The organism is Peribacillus sp. CSMR9, assembly GCF_033141925.1.
GTDB lineage: Bacteria > Bacillota > Bacilli > Bacillales > DSM-1321 > Peribacillus > Peribacillus simplex_A.
Genome location: NZ_JAOPHO010000004.1, coordinates 20150 through 39139, shown reverse-complemented (window position 1 = coordinate 39139; position 18990 = coordinate 20150). Strand labels below are relative to the sequence as shown.

At 40.7% G+C, this 18990-nt stretch carries 10 protein-coding genes and 1 pseudogene; 5 read left to right on the top strand and 6 right to left on the bottom strand.

The window, feature by feature from the left end; genetic code table 11:
- Positions 1–5: 5 nt before the first annotated feature.
- Positions 6–2378 (bottom strand): preprotein translocase subunit SecA, encoded by a 2373-nt coding sequence (secA, locus tag N9I19_RS04485; protein ID WP_317777098.1) that lies wholly within the window; start codon positions 2376–2378, stop codon positions 6–8.
- Between the two features lie 371 nt (positions 2379–2749).
- Between secA and N9I19_RS04480 the strand changes: the two genes are divergently transcribed.
- Positions 2750–4174 (top strand): alkaline phosphatase, encoded by a 1425-nt coding sequence (locus N9I19_RS04480; RefSeq protein ID WP_317777097.1) that lies wholly within the window; start codon positions 2750–2752, stop codon positions 4172–4174.
- Between the two features lie 155 nt (positions 4175–4329).
- Positions 4330–4470, top strand: a complete 141-nt coding sequence (locus N9I19_RS04475) for a hypothetical protein (RefSeq protein ID WP_317777096.1) — start codon at positions 4330–4332, stop codon at positions 4468–4470.
- A gap of 48 nt (positions 4471–4518) precedes the next feature.
- On the opposite strand, the gene N9I19_RS04470 is transcribed toward N9I19_RS04475, so the two are convergent.
- From N9I19_RS04470 to N9I19_RS04455, 4 genes are all read right to left on the bottom strand, one after another.
- On the bottom strand, positions 4519–6591 hold the full coding sequence (locus N9I19_RS04470) for a SpoIID/LytB domain-containing protein (RefSeq protein WP_317777095.1): 2073 nt from the start codon (positions 6589–6591) through the stop codon (positions 4519–4521).
- Positions 6592–6973: 382 nt separating this feature from the next.
- Positions 6974–8980, bottom strand: coding sequence for a penicillin-binding transpeptidase domain-containing protein (locus tag N9I19_RS04465; protein WP_317777094.1), 2007 nt, complete (start codon positions 8978–8980; stop codon positions 6974–6976).
- A gap of 154 nt (positions 8981–9134) precedes the next feature.
- Positions 9135–10574, bottom strand: coding sequence for a hypothetical protein (locus N9I19_RS04460; RefSeq protein WP_317777093.1), 1440 nt, complete (start codon positions 10572–10574; stop codon positions 9135–9137).
- 642 nt (positions 10575–11216) lie between these two features.
- A complete protein-coding gene (locus N9I19_RS04455; protein ID WP_061465635.1) occupies positions 11217–11534 on the bottom strand; it encodes a hypothetical protein in 318 nt (105 codons plus the stop codon).
- A gap of 541 nt (positions 11535–12075) precedes the next feature.
- Here N9I19_RS04455 and N9I19_RS04450 point away from each other — a divergent pair.
- The 3 genes from N9I19_RS04450 to N9I19_RS04440 all read left to right on the top strand — a co-directional run bounded on the left by N9I19_RS04450 (position 12076) and on the right by N9I19_RS04440 (position 18137).
- Positions 12076–12969 (top strand): helix-turn-helix domain-containing protein, encoded by an 894-nt coding sequence (locus N9I19_RS04450; protein WP_284469220.1) that lies wholly within the window; start codon positions 12076–12078, stop codon positions 12967–12969.
- Between the two features lie 577 nt (positions 12970–13546).
- On the top strand, positions 13547–15172 hold the full coding sequence (locus tag N9I19_RS04445; protein WP_317777092.1) for a hypothetical protein: 1626 nt from the start codon (positions 13547–13549) through the stop codon (positions 15170–15172).
- Positions 15165–18137, top strand: coding sequence for a DEAD/DEAH box helicase (locus tag N9I19_RS04440; protein ID WP_317777091.1), 2973 nt, complete (start codon positions 15165–15167; stop codon positions 18135–18137). The genes N9I19_RS04445 and N9I19_RS04440 overlap by 8 nt, the downstream gene beginning before the upstream one ends.
- 245 nt (positions 18138–18382) lie before the next feature.
- Here the strand turns inward: N9I19_RS04440 and N9I19_RS04435 are convergent.
- Positions 18383–18749, bottom strand: a pseudogene (locus N9I19_RS04435) (transposase); the annotation flags it as partial.
- Positions 18750–18990: the final 241 nt, after the last annotated feature.

The following is an 18990-nucleotide window of genomic DNA, read 5'->3' as shown; positions in this document are numbered from 1 at the left end:
ATTCATCACTCCCCAAAAGCAGCTTCGTCTTCCTGATTGCTTTTCATATATTCCATAAAGCCGATGCTAATCTCCGACTCGATTTTACTTAATAGAAGATTGAATTGACTAAGAGCTTCTTTTTCAAACAGCATATATGGGTCCTGTTGACCATAACCGATTAAACCCATTCCTTCCTTCACACTATTCATTTCGTCTAAATGGTTCATCCAATTTGTATCAATATGCTGCAGCATGAAAACACGTAACTGATTTTGCCATTCTGCATCGGCTTGAAAAATTTCAAGTATCGCTTCCAATTCACCTAAAGCATCCAGAGCTTTTCCCTCAACTATATGACCTTCTAAGTCCTGCAAATCACTTGCCTGCCAATCCAACGTCAGGAAAGCAAGGGAAAGCTCTTCAATAAAGGCCGAGTAATCAGGTTCCTCTATATGATCATGGTAATATTTCACTATGAGCCGACGAATGTATTTTTCGATATATTCAAGTAAAATGGCCGACATCCGTCCAGATTCCAAATCTAGTATCCGGTCTCTCATCGCGTATATGATTTTACTCTGCTCATTTAATGCATGTTCTAACTTCAATAAATGGTAACGGCTTGATTGATGCATCTGCTCTATCGTTTCCTGCACCCTTTTCACGAATTTTTCGGGTGCAGGGCCCACCACCAATCCACTTTCATCCGTTTTGATTTTCTTTATATACCGTTCGAGTTCTTCTTCATCATAGTAATCAAACAAATCATCTTCAAATGAAATGATGAATTGTGTTGAACCTGGATCACCCTGCCTGCCGGAACGTCCCCTAAGCTGCATATCAATCCGATTGCTTTCATGTCGCTCAGTACCGATAATATGAAGGCCGCCCAATTCCTTGACAGCTTCATCCAATAATATATCGGTTCCTCTCCCAGCCATGTTCGTCGCCAGCATCACTTGATATTTTTGGCCGCTATTTGCGATGATTTCCGCTTCATCCGCTTCCGTCTTCGCATTAAGGATTTGATGCTTAATTTTCGCCTTCTCTAAATGAACCGAAATTTTTTCAGATTGCTCAATGGAGGTCGTCCCGATCAAAATAGGTCTACCTTCATTATGAATCCGTTTTACTTCTGTGACGATTTTGTTGATTTTGCTCATTTCATCCTTATAAATTAAATCAATCTCATCAACACGAATAATGGGCTTATTAGTTGGAATTTCAATGACGGGGAGCTGATATATTTCCTGGAATTCCGACTTTGATGGCATGGCACTGCCGGTCATCCCAGATATTGAATGATATAAACAAAAATAATTTTGGACGGTAATCGCTGCCTGTGTTTCATTCTCTTCGGTAATCTCCAAGCCCTCTTTTGCCTCAATTGCTTGATGAAGCCCATCACTGAAGCTTCTACCTTCCATCACCCTGCCTGTGAATTTATCGATTAACGCAATCCTTCCATCCATGACAATGTAGTCCACATCCAATTTCATAATCGCGTGGGCTTTAAGTGCCTGTGTTACATTATGTAATAACTCTTGATGATCCAGTCCATACAGATTTTCGATACCAAAGGCCTCTTCAATCTTCAATGCCCCTCGGTCCGTGAAAAAGGCAGCCTTTGACTCAATGAAAATCTCGTAATCATCATATTCTATAAATGACTTCATGATTTGTGCAGTGATCTGGTGAAGCCCAGTACCATCGCTTGACTTGCCCGCAATAATTAATGGTGTCCTCGCTTCATCAATCAAGATGCTGTCAATCTCGTCAACAATGGCAAACCGGTGTCCTCTTTGAACCTTTTCTTCTCTTCGGAAAACCATATTATCACGCAAATAATCAAAACCGAACTCTGTTGCCGTTCCATACGTGATATCCGCCGCATACGCTTCACGTTTTGCAGAAGGCTCCAATTGGGAAATGTTCAAACCGACCGTCATTCCTAGAAATTCATGAATTTGTCCCATTAACTCTTTATCACGTCTTGCCAAATATTCATTGGCAGTAATAATATGGACACCATTCCCGTACAGTGCATGTAAATAGCTTGGTAAAGTAGACACAAGCGTCTTCCCCTCGCCCGTATTCATTTGTGCAATGCCCCCTTCATTCAGGACAAAACCGCCAGCAAGCTGAACATCATGGTGCCTAAGATTCAATACTCGTTTAGAAGCTTCCCTTACTACCGCAAAAGCTTCGATTTGTATATCCCATATATTTTTACCAGCATCCAATACGCTTTTAAATCTATCCTTCATTCCGCTTAATTCTTGATCTGAATAACTTTCATACTTACCTTCTAGTCGATTCACGGCATCAACCAACTTATACATTCTATTCAAGTCTTTAGAGCTTTCTTTGAAGAACTTTTTCATACTGGATAGCATAGGGTTCTCTCTCCTATTATTTCAAATGAACTCTAGTGAAATTATATCAGTTATATATTTACTGTTTATAAATTATTGCCTATATATTGTAATTTATAGAAAAGTTTTTTCACTTTATTACAATATCATTTTAAAACTGTATATTCTTTCATTATTCAATGAGTAAAAAAAGGTTCAGGTTACGGGTTGGCGGATCATTCGTCAGCTAACATTCTTCGCGATTGCTTTTTCCTTGTTGCACAAACTGGCAATATAGGCAGGCTCTTTACTTTTGCATTCACATAGCGCAGAAATTAATGAATATTATGAAGGGGTTTTTTTATCGATTTTAACAAAGAATATGGAGACTTTCACCCATTGGAGGATTACCGATGAATAAGACATCCAGAAGTCATAAACTTTTACAGTCTCATCACTTTGGATTACTCGTTCTTATCTGCTTTATTTGCATGACCTCTCCTATTCAAGCAGAAACAAAGAACACCCCCAGGAATGTCATAATGCTGATTGGCGACGGTATGGGGTTAGGTGCAATAGAAATTGCCCGACAAATGGAATATGGAAAAACAGGTATTTTACATTTGGAAAAACTGGAGCACGTTGCCCTAATGCGCACCTATTCCGCCAATAATTACGTCACTGACTCAGCGGCAGGTGGGTCCGCGATTGCCACTGGAATAAAAACCAACAATGAATCGATCGGTGTCGATGCCAATGGTTCCGAGGTAGATAGTGTATTGGATGCATTTCAGGCTAAAGGAAAAAAAGTCGGGATCATCTCAACCAATATGGTAGTCGATGCCACTCCTGCAGCCTTTGGTGCAAGTGTATCTAACCGCTGGACAGGTGGCGCGAATATCGCGAGGCAGCTCTTTGATAACCGGATCGACGTCATTCTTGGCGGAGGTTCCAGTTATTTCGAGGCAAATAAGCAGAATGGCGAGGATTTAATCGCTAAATTTAAACAAGCTGGCTATGGGATTACAACGACGAAAGAAGAACTTAGTTCCATTAATAAACCGGAAAAACTTTTAGGGTTATTTCACCCTACCTATATGAATTTTAAGCTGGATAAAGAAGTATTACATTCACAAGAGCCATCTCTGCCCGAAATGACATCCAAAGCGATTGATATTTTATCCCAGAGTGATAAGGGATTCTTCTTGATGAGTGAAGGTGCACGTATTGATCATATGGAGCATGCAGCTGATATCACTGGAATATGGAAAGAAACGATCGAATTTGACCAGACCGTGAAAGAGGTTGTGAATTGGGCAAAAAATAGAAATGATACTTTGATTGTTGTGCTTGCAGACCACGAAACAATGGGGACCTCCGCTTCTGAAACGATGGATATCCCTGCATTGAAAAAAATCAGGGTTTCTTCTGAATATATGTCCAAACAACTTATATTCGATAAAAATAATGAAATCATTCCAGAAAGTGTCGTTTCCGCATTCAAGAAGTATGCACATATATCCCTTACGGATCAGGAAGTTCATCAATTCATCGATAACGTAAAAAAGAATAGAACGCTTGTCTATCCACAGCATCAAATTGATTGGGAAATCGGAAGCACCATCGCCAAGCATTATAAGGCAGGTGTAGCTGATAGAAGCATACGGGCCGCCAGTTCCACAGGAGGGCACACCGCCAATATGATTCCCATTTTTGCTTCTGGCCCGGGAAGCGAAGCCTTTGATGGGGTCATTGAAAATACAGATGTTTCGAAAATCATCACAAAAGCCGCCGGTGTTCCGTTCACACCTGGTCAGCATAAAACAAAAGAGGAATGAATTCATTCCTCTTTTAAGTTCATTCTCCTGTCTCTTCAACTGGGTTTTTTCGGGTATTCAGGTCCGTCAACTCAAGTTTTGTGGAATAACTCCGATGTTTTGGGCAATTACTAACGATATTGCGCGATATCCCTGAGTTTAGTGGATTTATTCGTATGTTCCAAGCGTTTACTCGTGAGTTTAGTGCGTTTACTCGTGAATTCACGCCTTTTACTCGTGAGTTTAGTGCGTTTACTCGTGAATTTGCGCCTTTTACTCGTGAGTTTAGTGCGTTTACTCGTGGAATCGTGATTTAGTGATCGGACCAGTTGATAAAAAGACGCCATGAATGACGTCTTAATTACTCATTTTTTAACATGTTTTATTAAAACATACCCAATTTGGCTTCCTTTTTTCACTTTATACCACTCACCTTGTTGAGATAGTATCGTAATGGTTTGATCCCTGTTCAGTTTCCCTACCGTTTTAGAAGATGTACTTCTTTTTTCTTTAATATGTAATACACTTGCTGTCACTATTCCCATCGTCTTCCTAATAGGGATTTTCGTTGAAACGGTATTCCGATTGTCGCTCTCATCCTTAGCGGAGATGGTCACGGTAAACGTCCCGGTGGACATATTTCTGAAATCCCAAGTTGCCGATTGCCTGCCTTTAGTGACCTGCCTTGAAGCAAGGGTTCCAACCACTATTCCTTTACTGTTCTTGATTTCCACTGTTACATTGGCATTTTCATTTATTATATACGTTATGTTCGCTTTCTCGGTACTGTAATTACCCGATGTATCGACATCGGTGATATCCGGAGCCGATGCATCCTTATTTATCTTAATCTTCATTGTTGTCGAACCTTCATTACCGCTTCGGTCCATTGCAGACATTTCTGCTGTATATGTACCGTTATTTACAGCTTTCGTGTTCCAGGTTGCTGAATGGCTCCCCTTTTTCAAGGTTTGGTCATGGACTGGGGTGGCTAAGACTTTCCCCTTACTATCTTTAATCGTGAGTGAAACTACAGCTTCTTCTTTAAGGGAGTATATGATTCCAACCTCATCATTTATATGATCCTGCTTCGCTTTTAGGTTTATTGGATTCGGTGCCGCCTTCGCAACAAGATCCCTTTTAGGTTCAGACACTGCATGTCCATATTCCTTTTCTATATTAGTGTTAGGATAATAAAAACCCAAGATCTCTTGATACGTTTGACCTGCTTCCGCTCTGTTTTTCGCTCCAACCTGACTTAGGCCGACGCCATGTCCGTATCCTGACCCTTCAATAGCAATTCTGGAAGGATCGGAAGATGAATGGTCAACCAGGTAGCTTTTCATCACATCCTGCCCCACCATGCCCCTAATTTTGGAAGCCGCTACATTCGTAAGGCTAACCTTTTGCTCCAAAAGTTTCCCCCTTTCATCAACGAGATTCCTTACATAGAAATTGATTTGGATGGAGCCTTTCGTAACCCGGCCTCCCGTTTTTTTATCAGTTAAGGTTAAAGCGGGTATTTCAGCAATTTTAATATCCTGCTTGGCATATCCGTTATTTTTCAGCCAAACCTTCAGCTTAGGTACAACCGCTTTATCTTTTTCCTGTACACTTGTCCACCATTCATCCGGCTGTGATAAATCTTTCTTTGACAGGTCAATTTGCTGCTTGTCCAGCGTTATCGCCCAATTTGTTTTTGTATCATAGGAATCTTCTTTTATAGTTAAATATGCAAGAGGGTTCCCACTTGACCAAACATTCGAATTCGATTCGGTCATGCCTCCATTGCTTGAGGAAAAAAACGCTTCGATTATTTCACCATCATGTTTGATTACCATACCCGTTGTCTGCTCAATGGCTGAATTAGATTGGTAGTGACCGTCCGCCCCGCCATATACTTGGTAGGAAACCGTATCATCAATTAATGTGGATTGATGGCGAAGTGCATAAGTCCGGGCTGCAATTGCCTGTGCCTTTAAGGCTTCGGAATGCCATAGTGCGGGCATTTCCCGCGGGACAACGCCCTTTAGATAATCTTCAATGTAAACATGATTGATAGGACGAATGTAACCGCCCTCCACTGTAAATAAAAATGATCCTGTATACGGCCGGCCGTTTATGGACAATAAAGCATCTTGTTTAACAGGAATTATCTTTAAGGAGGCATCGGATCCCATTTTCTTGGAATCTTTGTAAACGCCAAGTTTTCCTGACTCCATTTTCAAAGTCAGTTCTTCCCCCTCCTTGATGAATGTCTCTCCCCCTGAAGTACGATAGTCCCCGGTTGCCGTTAATTTGACACTGGTTTGATTCCCTAAGTAATTCTTCAGTTTCACTTCCATCGTTTTACTCTCTTCCGCTGCCGATGCTTCATGAGAAGGAAATGCAGAAAAAATGATAAAGAAAGCAATAAACAAATACTTTAGACTCCTCATTCCTCTTCATCCTCCCTAAACTATTTATCCTTCAAAGATTTCCAAGTTCCTTATACGCTCAATTCATTGTCCATAACGGCCAGGATGATGTCACTGCTGCTGAATGATTCCAGGACCATAGAATTCAGGTCCCGGGTTCCCTTATTCATTATTCGTAAAGGCTGCTATGATTATGGCAACCTATATTCCGTTCACAGAACTCTCTTTTTACATTCTGGATGTATGGCTCATTATCCTTCAAATCCAACCTTTAATATTGAGATAACGTGACTCATTCCATAACCGGTGAAAAAATAAAAAAGCTGGACACGGAAGAAACCATGTCCAACTTTTTTAGGGTAAATGCTAGATGCATATAGCCCATTACCGATGAATTATTTCTTTACTTCAAATACTTCTTCAAAACCGGTTTCATATGATCGATGACTAAATGGCTGCCGCCACGTCCTTTCACATCTTCAATCATCCAGGCCATGAGAAGTTCTGGATCTTTTGTGTCCATGGCAACAAACCAGCCATTTTCCGTTCCGTCAGAATTTTTGGATGCCTTGATTTCAGCAGTTCCCGTTTTGGCTGCCATTTTGATGCCAAGATCATTTATTCCATGTCCGCTTCCCTTAGGATGTTCCACCACTTGTGTCAGCATCTTGGTGATCTGATTTGCTTGGTCAGCTGATATGGCATTTTCTTTCCATATTTTCTTTTCTATTTTATCTCCAGCTATCAAAGAAGGTGCCAGGATATTTCCTTCATTCAAGAAGGCTGAATAGGTCATAGCGAGATGAAGCGTGCTCATTTGGACTTGCGCTTGACCATATCCAGCGTCTGCCAAGCGTCCTTCACTGTCGATCTTACCAATGCTCGATGCTTTGATCGGATAATCGTAGTTCAAAGCTTCATCAAATCCGAATGCCTTGAGTCCATTTGTGAATTTTTCCTTTCCAAGCCCCAATGCTTTTTGGGCAAAGTAAATATTGTCTGAATAAATTAATGCCTTTTCCATATCGATTGGAACACCGGGGTCAGAAACCCTTGTAATGGAATGGTCTTTCCATGTCGATTTGGCCCACGTTCTTCCTTCGATATTGATCGCCTCATTCGGATCCACACCATTTTTCAAAGCGATTGCCGCAGTTATGGCCTTAATGGTTGAACCAGGTGCAAACGTCGAACTGAAGCGGTTTAGAAGCGGTTTTTTTGGATCTTCTTCAAGCGCTTTTTGTTCCGCTTTTGTTATCCCGAATATATATTTATTAGGATCAAATGACGGACTTGAAACAAGTGCAAGTGTTTCGCCGGTCTTCGGATCAAGTGCCGATGCTGATCCTGCTTTGTTCTTATATTGCTTAAAGATATCCTTTTGAAGCTCGGCGTCGATGGTCAATGTAATTGTTTCTCCCTCTTCAGCGGGCTTTTCAGCAATCACCTTTTCTTCGCCATTTGCTGTTTTAATAAAGATCTTACCGCCCGGTTTCCCTTTAAGGCGTTCTTCTAAAACTTCCTCAAGGCCGCGCTTGCCAATAACGTCATTTGAGGTGTAGCCTTTTCCCTTCAATTTCTCCAGGTCTTCGGCCGATGCCTCGCCGACATATCCAATTAGATGGGCAGTAGCCTCTTTATATGGATATATGCGTTCTTCCGTATTATTGACCGATACCCCAGCAATGCCCAATAGCTTTTCCAGGGTTGCAGCATTATCACTTGACATTTTCTTGATAGGGACGAAATAGCTGGGCTTTACCCATGATTGTTTTAATTTCTGATTCACTTCGTCGGTGGACATATTGAGGATTCCAGCGACCTTTTTAACCGTTTCGGATGCGTTGGCCATTTTCTCTGGCACAATTCCTACTTCCGATACCGTTCCATTCATGGCAAGACCATGTTCATGTCGATCGACAATTTCCCCGCGAATGGCTGGATACGATTCGACCGATATCTTTTCACCAGCTTCCAACTGAGGGAATATATAGCTTTCATCCCACTTTATGTACCAATTCTCTTCCTCACCTTCCCCTTCCTTGACAAGGGTCGCTTTATGGTCAGAGCTGACAGCCCCCGCCATAGTGGACATATCTACGGTATAATCAAGGTTTACCTTTTCTCCATCTTTATGATCTTTTTCTTCTTTTGGCTGTTTATAATCCACCTTTAATTGGTTGACTTCTATGCCCTTATAGATTTTTTCATAACGCTTCGCAAATTCATCCGCACTGATTTCTTTCTTTGTCTCAGGTGACAGATACTCGTACATTTTCTTAAAATCCTGTTTATTCCAAAGCTTCGTGTATGCCGCAAAGCGATCTTCTGGACTTGGCTCATCCGAGCATCCGGCCAGGAACAATACGCTCATCAACAATAAGCTGGAAACTAAAACTAGTTTCTTCATGATTTCCTCCCAATGAATAGTTAGAATGGTATACATATAGTTTATCAAAATATTAGGGGAATGGGGGAATTTGTATGACCAATTTCTTCATTTTGCTAATTTACCATGTTTTTTCTAAAGCAAAAGTCCTGTACATAGTGTACAGAACTCTTTACTAAAGCATTCTTTTTTTTCGGCTTTTCTTCTCTTGCAACCATTTTTTCAAGAAGAAAAAACCCATGACGCCCGAAATGATGAGACCGCTTGTCGTTACAATGACAGCTATCCATTCGTATAAGGTGTAATCCATATATGCTTTCCAAGGTAATTTCCCTTTCCAATCTTCAATATATAGATTCATTCCGAATATCCCGGAGATAACCGTATAAATCGTTAGTATTTGCAAAAGATAATTACTGCTTTTCCCAGCCAATTTATCCTGATTTTGATAAAGGTAGGAAAGGGTCTCCTTCACTTCTTTGTAGAGTGGAGCTATCCTGAAGGTTTCATCCGTTTTTTTGAATAGCTCTTTACCGATAGCCGTACTATTGACTTCAGTAAATAAATATTTTGCAGAAAACTCAGTGATCATGAAAATCAGCATTTCCGTATCCGACTGATCTTTTTCTACATCTATCTGGGAATTCTCATGAGCCAATTTGAGCAGTACGATCTTATAATAGAAGAAAAGCAACACTGTATAAAAGTGCTGGCCATACATTTCGCTTGCCAGTTCCTGTTCCAGTTTACTTGTTGCTTTCGTGACACACGCAAAATGATACATGCTTGTTACATAATAGGTTTCCTTGCCCCACCTGTCATATACTCTTTCTTGATAATACTTTTCAATATAATCAGGGTTTAGTGCCCCTATATATGGCGCTCCATCATTGTCATATCCGTTCAGCTCGCTGATCCGGAATAAGTCATTTTTAGATATATCACGATTCTCAGGGAATGCAATATAACTGATTACGTACATTCTTTCATCGATGAAGAAGGGTAAACTGCCAAAATAGGTCGGGTCCGCCTGATCTTCATCCATATATTTTTCCATTGGCGGCAATAGTTCATTAAAGATGAAATCCTTCACCTGTTCATACTGATTTTCCCTACAGCCGACTTTCGTTTTCTCTTCGTCATCGGCAATCGGTTCGAGGATTCGGAATGTATCGCCAAAATAGAGCACATCATTATAGGAAAGTCCTTCAGGTAACGTAACACGAAGATTCATCATGCCAATATGAAATGGGCATATAAAAATATCTATAGAGTTAATAATAAATGGGGTATTTAGATAGGGAGATTCGAAGGTACATTCAATATCCAGTTTTTTCGTAAAACGGCGCAAGCCTTCCTTCTGTTGTGCGTTACCTGGAAATAATATCGGCTCGATGTAAGGCATAAAATACTTTTCCAATTTACGGTGTGAAACTTTATGGCCACCGTAAAATTGATTTTGTTGTTCCATATCTTTCAAGTTCAAAAAAACGAAATTGTCATCAAACAACTTTTCGACAAACTTTTCAATCATATTTCCTTCAAGGGTAAACGGAAAGATGTATTGCTGGAAAGTTCGCTTCGTGGGATCATTCTTATTTACTTTCACATCCATAAAATATATTCCTCCGATTAAACTGGGATAAATCCAGGTTTAATTCATCTTGTTTCTTATATTTACCCATGTATATATAAACAAAACGAAACATATTATAGAAATAAAGTGGACATATTATCCAAGAAAAAAAGATCCCCCAAGCAAGCGCTCAGGGGCCATCGAAAAGAGTTCTCCAACTCTCTTCACTTTAGGGTACTAGAAACTGATGTTTCTAATGAAAAATCCGATATTCGGACCATTTTAGCATTTATTTTCAGTATGATAAAACACGGAATCCCTTCATATTTGGACTTTACGGCTTATTATTAACTTATTAATCCGGATATACAGTCGTTAACACATGAAAATATAACTATAGGAATAAACACAAGATCTCCTTACCATTTAATCCATCCTTTTATCATAAAAATCACGTTTTAAATAATGGAAAAAGGGTAAATAAAAAAAAGAAAAGGGGAGACATCATGAAAACCGATAGCAATAAGCAACACTTTAAATTTTTCGAGAGAACAAATAACTCTAAACCAAGCGAAAGAAAACAAATGAGCGATTTCGTCAAAAAAATGAAAATGAATGCTCAAAACTCTCATTTAAATGGTAAAAACTCATGACATATGGGATGTCATGAGTTTTTATCGTTTAAAGTGCGATTTCATTTCCCTGAAGGTTATGCCTCACACATTTTTTGATACCGATTACATTCAAAAAATGTTGGATTTTCTTCATGGAGGTTGCCTGATATTCATCTAAAATGGCAAACTCTTTAATATAAGCGATTTTTTCTTGTACATCTGTATCTATATGATCATGGCTGTATTCTTTTTCATTCGATTTTTTGCATGTGTACACCACGGCTTCACCAATTTTCCTGGTTGCCTCATCAAAGTAAAAAGAAAACACAATGGCACATTCTTCATCGTAAAAAGAGGGTTGAACTTTCATATTAATATCAATCATTAACCTTACACCTCTCCCCGTTTTGTTATTTACACTATAACAAAATTAATAAAAGGAAATAGGCGTTCCAAACTACCCTCACGGTTCTTCCACACCTACCAAATGGACCTTACACTCCCAATGCATAGATAATTATAACTACAGGAATATGCGCAAAAGAATAATCCATTGATAAGAAAAAAAAAACATCTTCAAATGAAGATGCTGAATGAGTGATTGGAAGCTTCATTACTTATTTATATAAACCTGGAAGTTCTGCGTAAAGGCCTGGTAATTCGCTTGGGACAATAACGAAAGCAGCGATGATAAGAAAAGATACGACTAATGCTTTAGTACTTTTTTTCATAGGTCATTCCTCCTTTTCTTCAAAAAAATATTGGTTAAAATAGAAATTAATTCTATAGTTATATTTAACCACATTTCTTTTAACCATATATTTCGACTAAAGAATCTATTTAATCAGTTAAGGACATGTACATACAGCTTTCACCGATTTTTCATAACAAAATATAACTCTAGGCATATTTCAAGGAGAATCAAAATGGATTTTTTTGCAGTTGGACAAAAGATCAAAGAGCTACGTAAACAAATCGGACTTTCCCAGGAAGAGTTGGCATCCGGCATTTGTACACAAGCCCAGATCAGTAAGATTGAAAAAGGCGATGTCTATCCATATGCATCCACTCTCTACTTAATTTCTCAACGTTTAGGCGTTGATGTAAACTATTTTTTCGATATTGGAATGACCCCTAGGCTGGATTACGTGGAAGAAGTGATTTATCAATTAAAAATAGCCAGAAGAACCCGAAATTATGAGGAAATGCAGCAAATTGTAAAGGCTGAGGAGAACAATCCTCTCTTTCTTCAGAATAAAAAGAATCATCAATTGATACTTTGGCACAAGGGGATATACGAATACGAAAAAAATAAAGATTTAGATAAAGCCATTGAATTTATTAATCAGGCCATCGCCATCACTCATACGACTGATAAAATTTATTCAGAACGGGAACTTGAAATCTTGAGTAGCCTAGGTGTAATGTATGTTGCCGAAGAACAATACGAAAATGCATTTGCCTTGTTAAGGAAAGCTTTAGATCACTTGAAAGCCCTGCCCTTTTTGACGGATAAAACGCTAAAGACACGTTTGTCCTATAATTTTGGCAGAGTGTTAACACGCCTGGTCCGATATGAGGAGTCCATTACCTGCTGCCAAGATGCCATAAAGTGGTGCCTCCAACATGATCAATTATATGCTTTAGCGGATTTACATTACCATTTAGGTTATAATTTTGAACTCGTAGGTAACTTTGATGAGGCAAAAGAGTACTTGGAAAAGTCAGCATTTCTCTTCACATTACAAAAAAATCATACCTTTGCTACATTCATCAACAAAAAGTTGGACAGTTGGAAGAATGAAATGAAAATAAACTAATTCCATATATTAAAGCCATTCCCCACGGGAATGGCTATTCCCATTCACAAGAATATGTAGAATCTATCACATATCAATTCCAAAACCTCTATTCTACATTTCAAATTCCAAGCCAAAATGAAGTATAATAAAGAGATGCTTCAAAAACCCACTTTTAAAAAAGGGTTCCGGCCCCTCATCACTTGGTTTCGTGAGTGTGAAGAGGATGAAGGATTCGTGGCATCGTTATCTTGAAGGCCAGTTATTCCTGTTTGGAAGGCTATATATCCGTACTGCTTATATTCATGAGGGTTTTTGACGATATTGACTTTTACAGGGTTTAAATGAATATACGGCTTGTGGCATTGATGATTTGTTCGATTAAATGGATGAAGATGCAAAGTGAACGGCCATGAAATAAGTCCAGCATGATGCATATGATGGCTAAAAAAAGGCATTGCGGCAATTGCTCGGGATGTAATATACACGTCAAATCCTCGGTTAACCGAGGCAATAATATGGTTATTAAAGTACTGATAGTTCATGATATACAAAATATAATTTTGGTTAACAGGGATTGACCCTGAAGGAGGAGAGTATGGAGCGGGAGTTGTTGTTAGTTGGGGAAAGGCTGGCGGAATTTTTGGAGGTCGGGAATCCGGAAGATTCGGACGTGGTGAATCAAGGGCTCCAGTTATACCGTCAGGGGCTTGTTGATATTAAAGAAGAAGCGGTAGATACGATTGTGGCCGAGGTACAGGATGAGACTCGCTTTAAGTCCAGGTTGAATCTTCTCTTCCCTCAGGATGGAAGCTGTACATGTGATTCAAGGTTCATTTGCCGGCATCAAATGGCCGTTTTCTTTTCTGCGTATTCAGAAAACGCTAGTGTTTCCGATTGGCTGAGTGAATGGAAAGCACCAAAAGATACCTCAACCGCCCAAGCACTTCAGCAAGTAAAACGGGCGAGTGAATTACTTAAACAAGCGGGGGAGAAATCCCTCATCTTAGATAAAAACTATCCTTCATGGAAGCAATTCGTGAATGCAACCTTTGCGGAACATGTCGAGCCCCATATAGGCGAGCCTACTTATATAATTGAAAACCATATACAAACATACTTTAAACGCCTTAGCTCTAAAGCTCCAATGGAAAGGGAATGGAAACTGCTTTATCATTTTGTTACGCAATTTTGCACGATGCAGCTGACACTGAGAATGATTCAGTTACATAAAAGTCAGCCGCAAACGATTCGGGTCTTTTATGCACTTGCTGTCGACCTAGCGGAAGAGCTGCATGAAACGGTACAGCCGCTTAGCCGGCAAGCCAGGCCCTTCGCCTTTGACCCCTTCGTTTTCAGCATCAAGGAAGATGTAGCTAAATTACTTGACGGAGTAGAAGGTCTAGAATATGAAAAGATCGATCTCTACCGGGAGATTTGGAGCTTCTTATTCTCCAATTCCTCATGGCGTAAAGAGGAACTGGAACGAATCAAGAAAGAACTTCCTGAGAAGTATATGGGCACAACTGAGAGGACGTCCTATTCCCTCGCAGCCATTCACCTTTCCCTTCTGGAGAATCAAGATAAACAAGCGATTGGACTTCTCCATGAATTGAAGAAGGAAGCCTGTCCATACATTTTTTATTGGCTGAATCTCCTGTCTGAATCAGACAATCGGTCACGGGCCATTCCTTTCATTGAATTCATCATCGCTAATGTCCAGGAGTTCCTTGCCGATTTATCCGATTATTATCAGCGGGTAGATTTCGTAAGGACCTTTACGACTTTAATCAGCAGTTGCTGTTATAAATTAAAACGGACCGATTTGCTAGAGAAATTCTACAGAGCCACCCTTCCGCACAGCTATTGGAACTATGCAAATTTCCTTTTTGAACAAGGACAATATAAAAAATGGGTGGAGATGCATATTTACTCAGAAATCAGCATTGACTTAATCAGCAGTGAATCCATCAAAGAAGTGGTCTCTAAAGAACCGGAACTAATCCTGCCCCTTTATTACCATGCGGTCCAGGAAAAAGTTTCCTTAAAAAACCGGCCTGCCTATAAGCAAGCTGTCCGTTATTTAAAAAGGATGCGCACCATCTATAAAAAGAGCAAAAAGGAAGACGTATTCGAACGTTATATTCTGTATGTGGCCGATTCAACCAAACGGCTTCGCGCTTTCCAAGAAGAACTAAAAAGGGGTAAGCTTATCGATGTTTAATCCAGGGAAATTAAAAATCAAAATAGCGGCTCTCGAAAACGGATCCTACGCCCTTGGTGCCGTCAATGAAGAGAATGCCTTCCTCAACACGAATTATATACGCAGGTTGCTATTCAATTGGGATGACGCAAGCTTTTATGGAACTAAAATGACTTCGGATACCATTGATGGAAATCCTGTATTCATTCTTGACGCTTGGGGACTCCTCAACTTTTTTGCGAAGGAAAGTTTCAACTCCTTCATAGAATGGGAATGGTCGGAGATATCCTCCCTTTGCCTGTCTGCTGCGCCTGTTCTTCATGAATCCATTGAAGCGGGGATCCCCGTACCGGATTTCACTAATCTTCAGTTGGACTCCATCGGCTGGAAGCTGCCGGAAGAGGTAGAGGAGGAATTCGTCCCTTCCTTTTGGGAAGAAGAAATATCTTTAGATCTCCCTTCACCAGAAGTGGAAACTAATCGGACTTTTATCGAGAAATGGTATAACGGTGCCGCTAATATGTATTTAAAAAACTACTCACCTATGCAGCATAAATGGAGTGAAGCCGTCGGGGCATTAAAGGATTCAAGACTTTCCCCCGAAGAATTGCAGGCCTTTTTTGACAAAGACAGCTGGCAGGAATGGCTTGGGACCCAGCCCGATCCCAAACCATTCACTATAGGCCTCCGTTTGACTGAGCCTCCGGATGGTAATGGGCCCTGGGTACTTGATGTTACCCTTCGTTCCAAAAGGGATGAGAATATCATCGAAACCTATACAGGAAAAAAACTGCCGCGCGGCTGGAATAAGTATGCAAGTGAAGTGGTGCGTGCTACGAAACGCTGGCAACTCGTCGTGCCATGGCTTGGAGAGAATGGACGTCTAAAAAGGGAGATTTCGGAAACGGATGCATGGGAATTCTTGACCGACGCAAGCGAAAAACTCCTGTTTCTTGGCGTCGAAATTCTCCTTCCATCCTGGTGGCTTGCCTTGAAGGAGTCTTCTTTGAAGGTGAAGGCGAAAGTAAAGAGCCAATCGAACCGCGGCCCGTCTTATGTCGGGTTAAAAGCTTTAATGGACTTTGATTGGCGGTTCTCTTTAAATGGAAAAGAGCTCACTGAGGCGGAGTTCGAGGAGCTCGTCGATGAAAAAAGGCGGCTTGTTTTCATCCGCGGTCAATGGGTCAAGCTTGACCCCGCTTTCATTAAACAAATTCAGGAGCTGATGGAAACAGCTAATGAAAAAGGAATCCAACTGACTGACTTGCTGCAGCAGGAACTGTTGAACGGCGTAAATGAAGATGACGATAGTGATTCTGAAAACGACGAAATGCTCCGAATTCAATTTGAATTGAACCAGGAGCTTCGTAAAATGGTGGGAAGACTCAGGGAAACCAAAAACATCTCCATCCTGCCCGTCCCTAATGCACTTCAAGGTGATTTACGCCCCTATCAAAAACTGGGCATGAGCTGGCTCCTTTTTTTAAGGGAGCATGGCTTTGGTGCTTGTCTAGCTGACGATATGGGGCTTGGAAAAACAGTCCAGATGATAGCCTACCTCCTTCATGTAAAAGACAAAGAAGGAGCCAGTAAAGAGCTGCCCACTGCCCATATGGACGAACAAAAGAGTGAACCGATCATTGTTGATGAGGATAGTAACGCAGAGAGCTGCGAAGAGGCTGAGGTCAATACCGCTACATGCGAATCGGTCTCTGTACAATCGTCGCTCATCGTATGCCCAACATCCGTCCTAGGCAACTGGCAAAAGGAATTGGAGAAATTCGCACCAACACTAAAAGTTCACCTTCACTACGGGTCTAATCGGGCTAAAGGTGAAGCATTTGCTAAAATAGCAGTGGATCATGATATTGTCTTAACATCATATGGCCTTACCCACCAAGATGCAGCTGAACTATCCTCCATCCATTGGAGCAGCGTGATCCTTGATGAAGCACAAAACATCAAGAATGCCCAAACAAAGCAATCCAAAGCGGTCCGCAAGCTAAATGGCAGGCATCATATTGCCTTATCGGGTACGCCAATGGAAAACCGTTTAAGTGAGCTATGGGCGATTTTCGATTTCATAAATAAAGGGTATCTTGGAACGCTAGGACAGTTTCAGGAAAAATATGTGGCAACCATTGAACGTGATGAACAGAAGGATAAAATTAAGGAATTACAGCGTTTGATACAGCCATTTTTGCTCCGCCGTACAAAACGCGATAAAGAAGTCGCCCTTAATCTGCCGGATAAGCAAGAACAAAAGGAATTCGTACCGCTTACCACCGAGCAAGCATCGTTGTATGAACAACTGATCAAAGATACATTCACTGATATCGAACAACTGTCGGCCTTCGAAAGAAAAGGCATCATCCTGCAGATGCTGAATAAGCTAAAGCAACTTTGCAATCACCCGGCTCTTTACTTAAAAGAGATGGAAAAGGAAAACATCATGAAGGCGCCTAACCGTTCTGGCAAACTCGAGAAGCTGACTGAGCTTGTCGATGCTGTCCGCGAACAGGATGAAAGCTGTCTCATTTTCACTCAATATATTGGTATGGGCAATATGATGAAGGAATTGTTGGAAAAACGGTATGGCTTTGAAGTGCCATTCCTGAACGGGAGTGCGAACAAGAAGCAGCGTGATGATATGATCACTCGATTCCAAGATGGGGAATTCCCTGTCTTTATCCTGTCGTTGAAAGCAGGCGGCACGGGGCTGAATCTAACAGAAGCAAACCACGTGATTCACTATGATCGCTGGTGGAACCCAGCTGTTGAAAATCAAGCAACCGACCGTGCATATCGAATTGGACAACAGCGTTTCGTTCATGTTCATAAGCTAATTTGCACAGGGACACTGGAAGAAAAAATTGACCAGATGCTTGACAAAAAGCAAGCCCTGAACGACGAGATCATCAGCAGTGACAACTGGATCACCGAACTTTCCACAGAGGAAATCAAGGACTTGGTTGCTCTTCAATAATATTCTCACACTCAAAAATCCGCTCTCACGATACGAAGTTGAATGAGGGCATGCTAGCTTATCAAGACATAAGAAAATAAAGGAGAATACATATTCGATATGTATTCTCCTTTTTATTCAAAAAGCACCGGTTAATGCTGCAAAAATGACCTCAGTTACTTCATTTTCCAAACTCTGAAAACCTTTCACTGGTATATAACTTTCCCTGTCCGCCCATACTTAAGTAGCCATCCACCATCGATCTAAATCTGTTCAAATAAGTCTGTATCTTTAAAGTGTCGCTCATCATTTTTCCCGAACGTTGAAAGAGGCACTTTATCATGGAAACCATAGCCTAAGAACCACCGGTAAGCCATATTTGTTTCAACTCCTTCGATCGTTTTACGCATGGAACGAATACCGAAGTTATATTGAATGAATGTCAGTTTAACTAAAATAACTGGATCAATACTTGTGCTTCCTACCTCTGAATACATATCTTTCACCAAGTCATATTGTTTGAGAAGTCAATGGCGGCCTCCATTTTTCGAACCAAATGGTCGCTGGCACCAGTTGATCTAAAGTAATCATTTCAAGTTGATCTCGCTGAATGGAATCATGTTTCGAAAGCATCGTCATCACTTCAAGTTTTAATACTTCCATTTTAAAACAAAAAAGACTGTAGGCAAAAGGAGATTTTAATTTTATAACAAAGTTGATTGGAACGGGTGTGCGAGACTCCTGCGGGAAAAGCGCGTCTAGGGGAGACCCCGCAGGCGCAAGCCGAGGGCGGACCGCCCGCGGAAAGCGAGTGCCCTACGTTCCAATCAACGTTCAAATTGTACAAGCCATAAAAAAACTGTAGTCAAGTTCG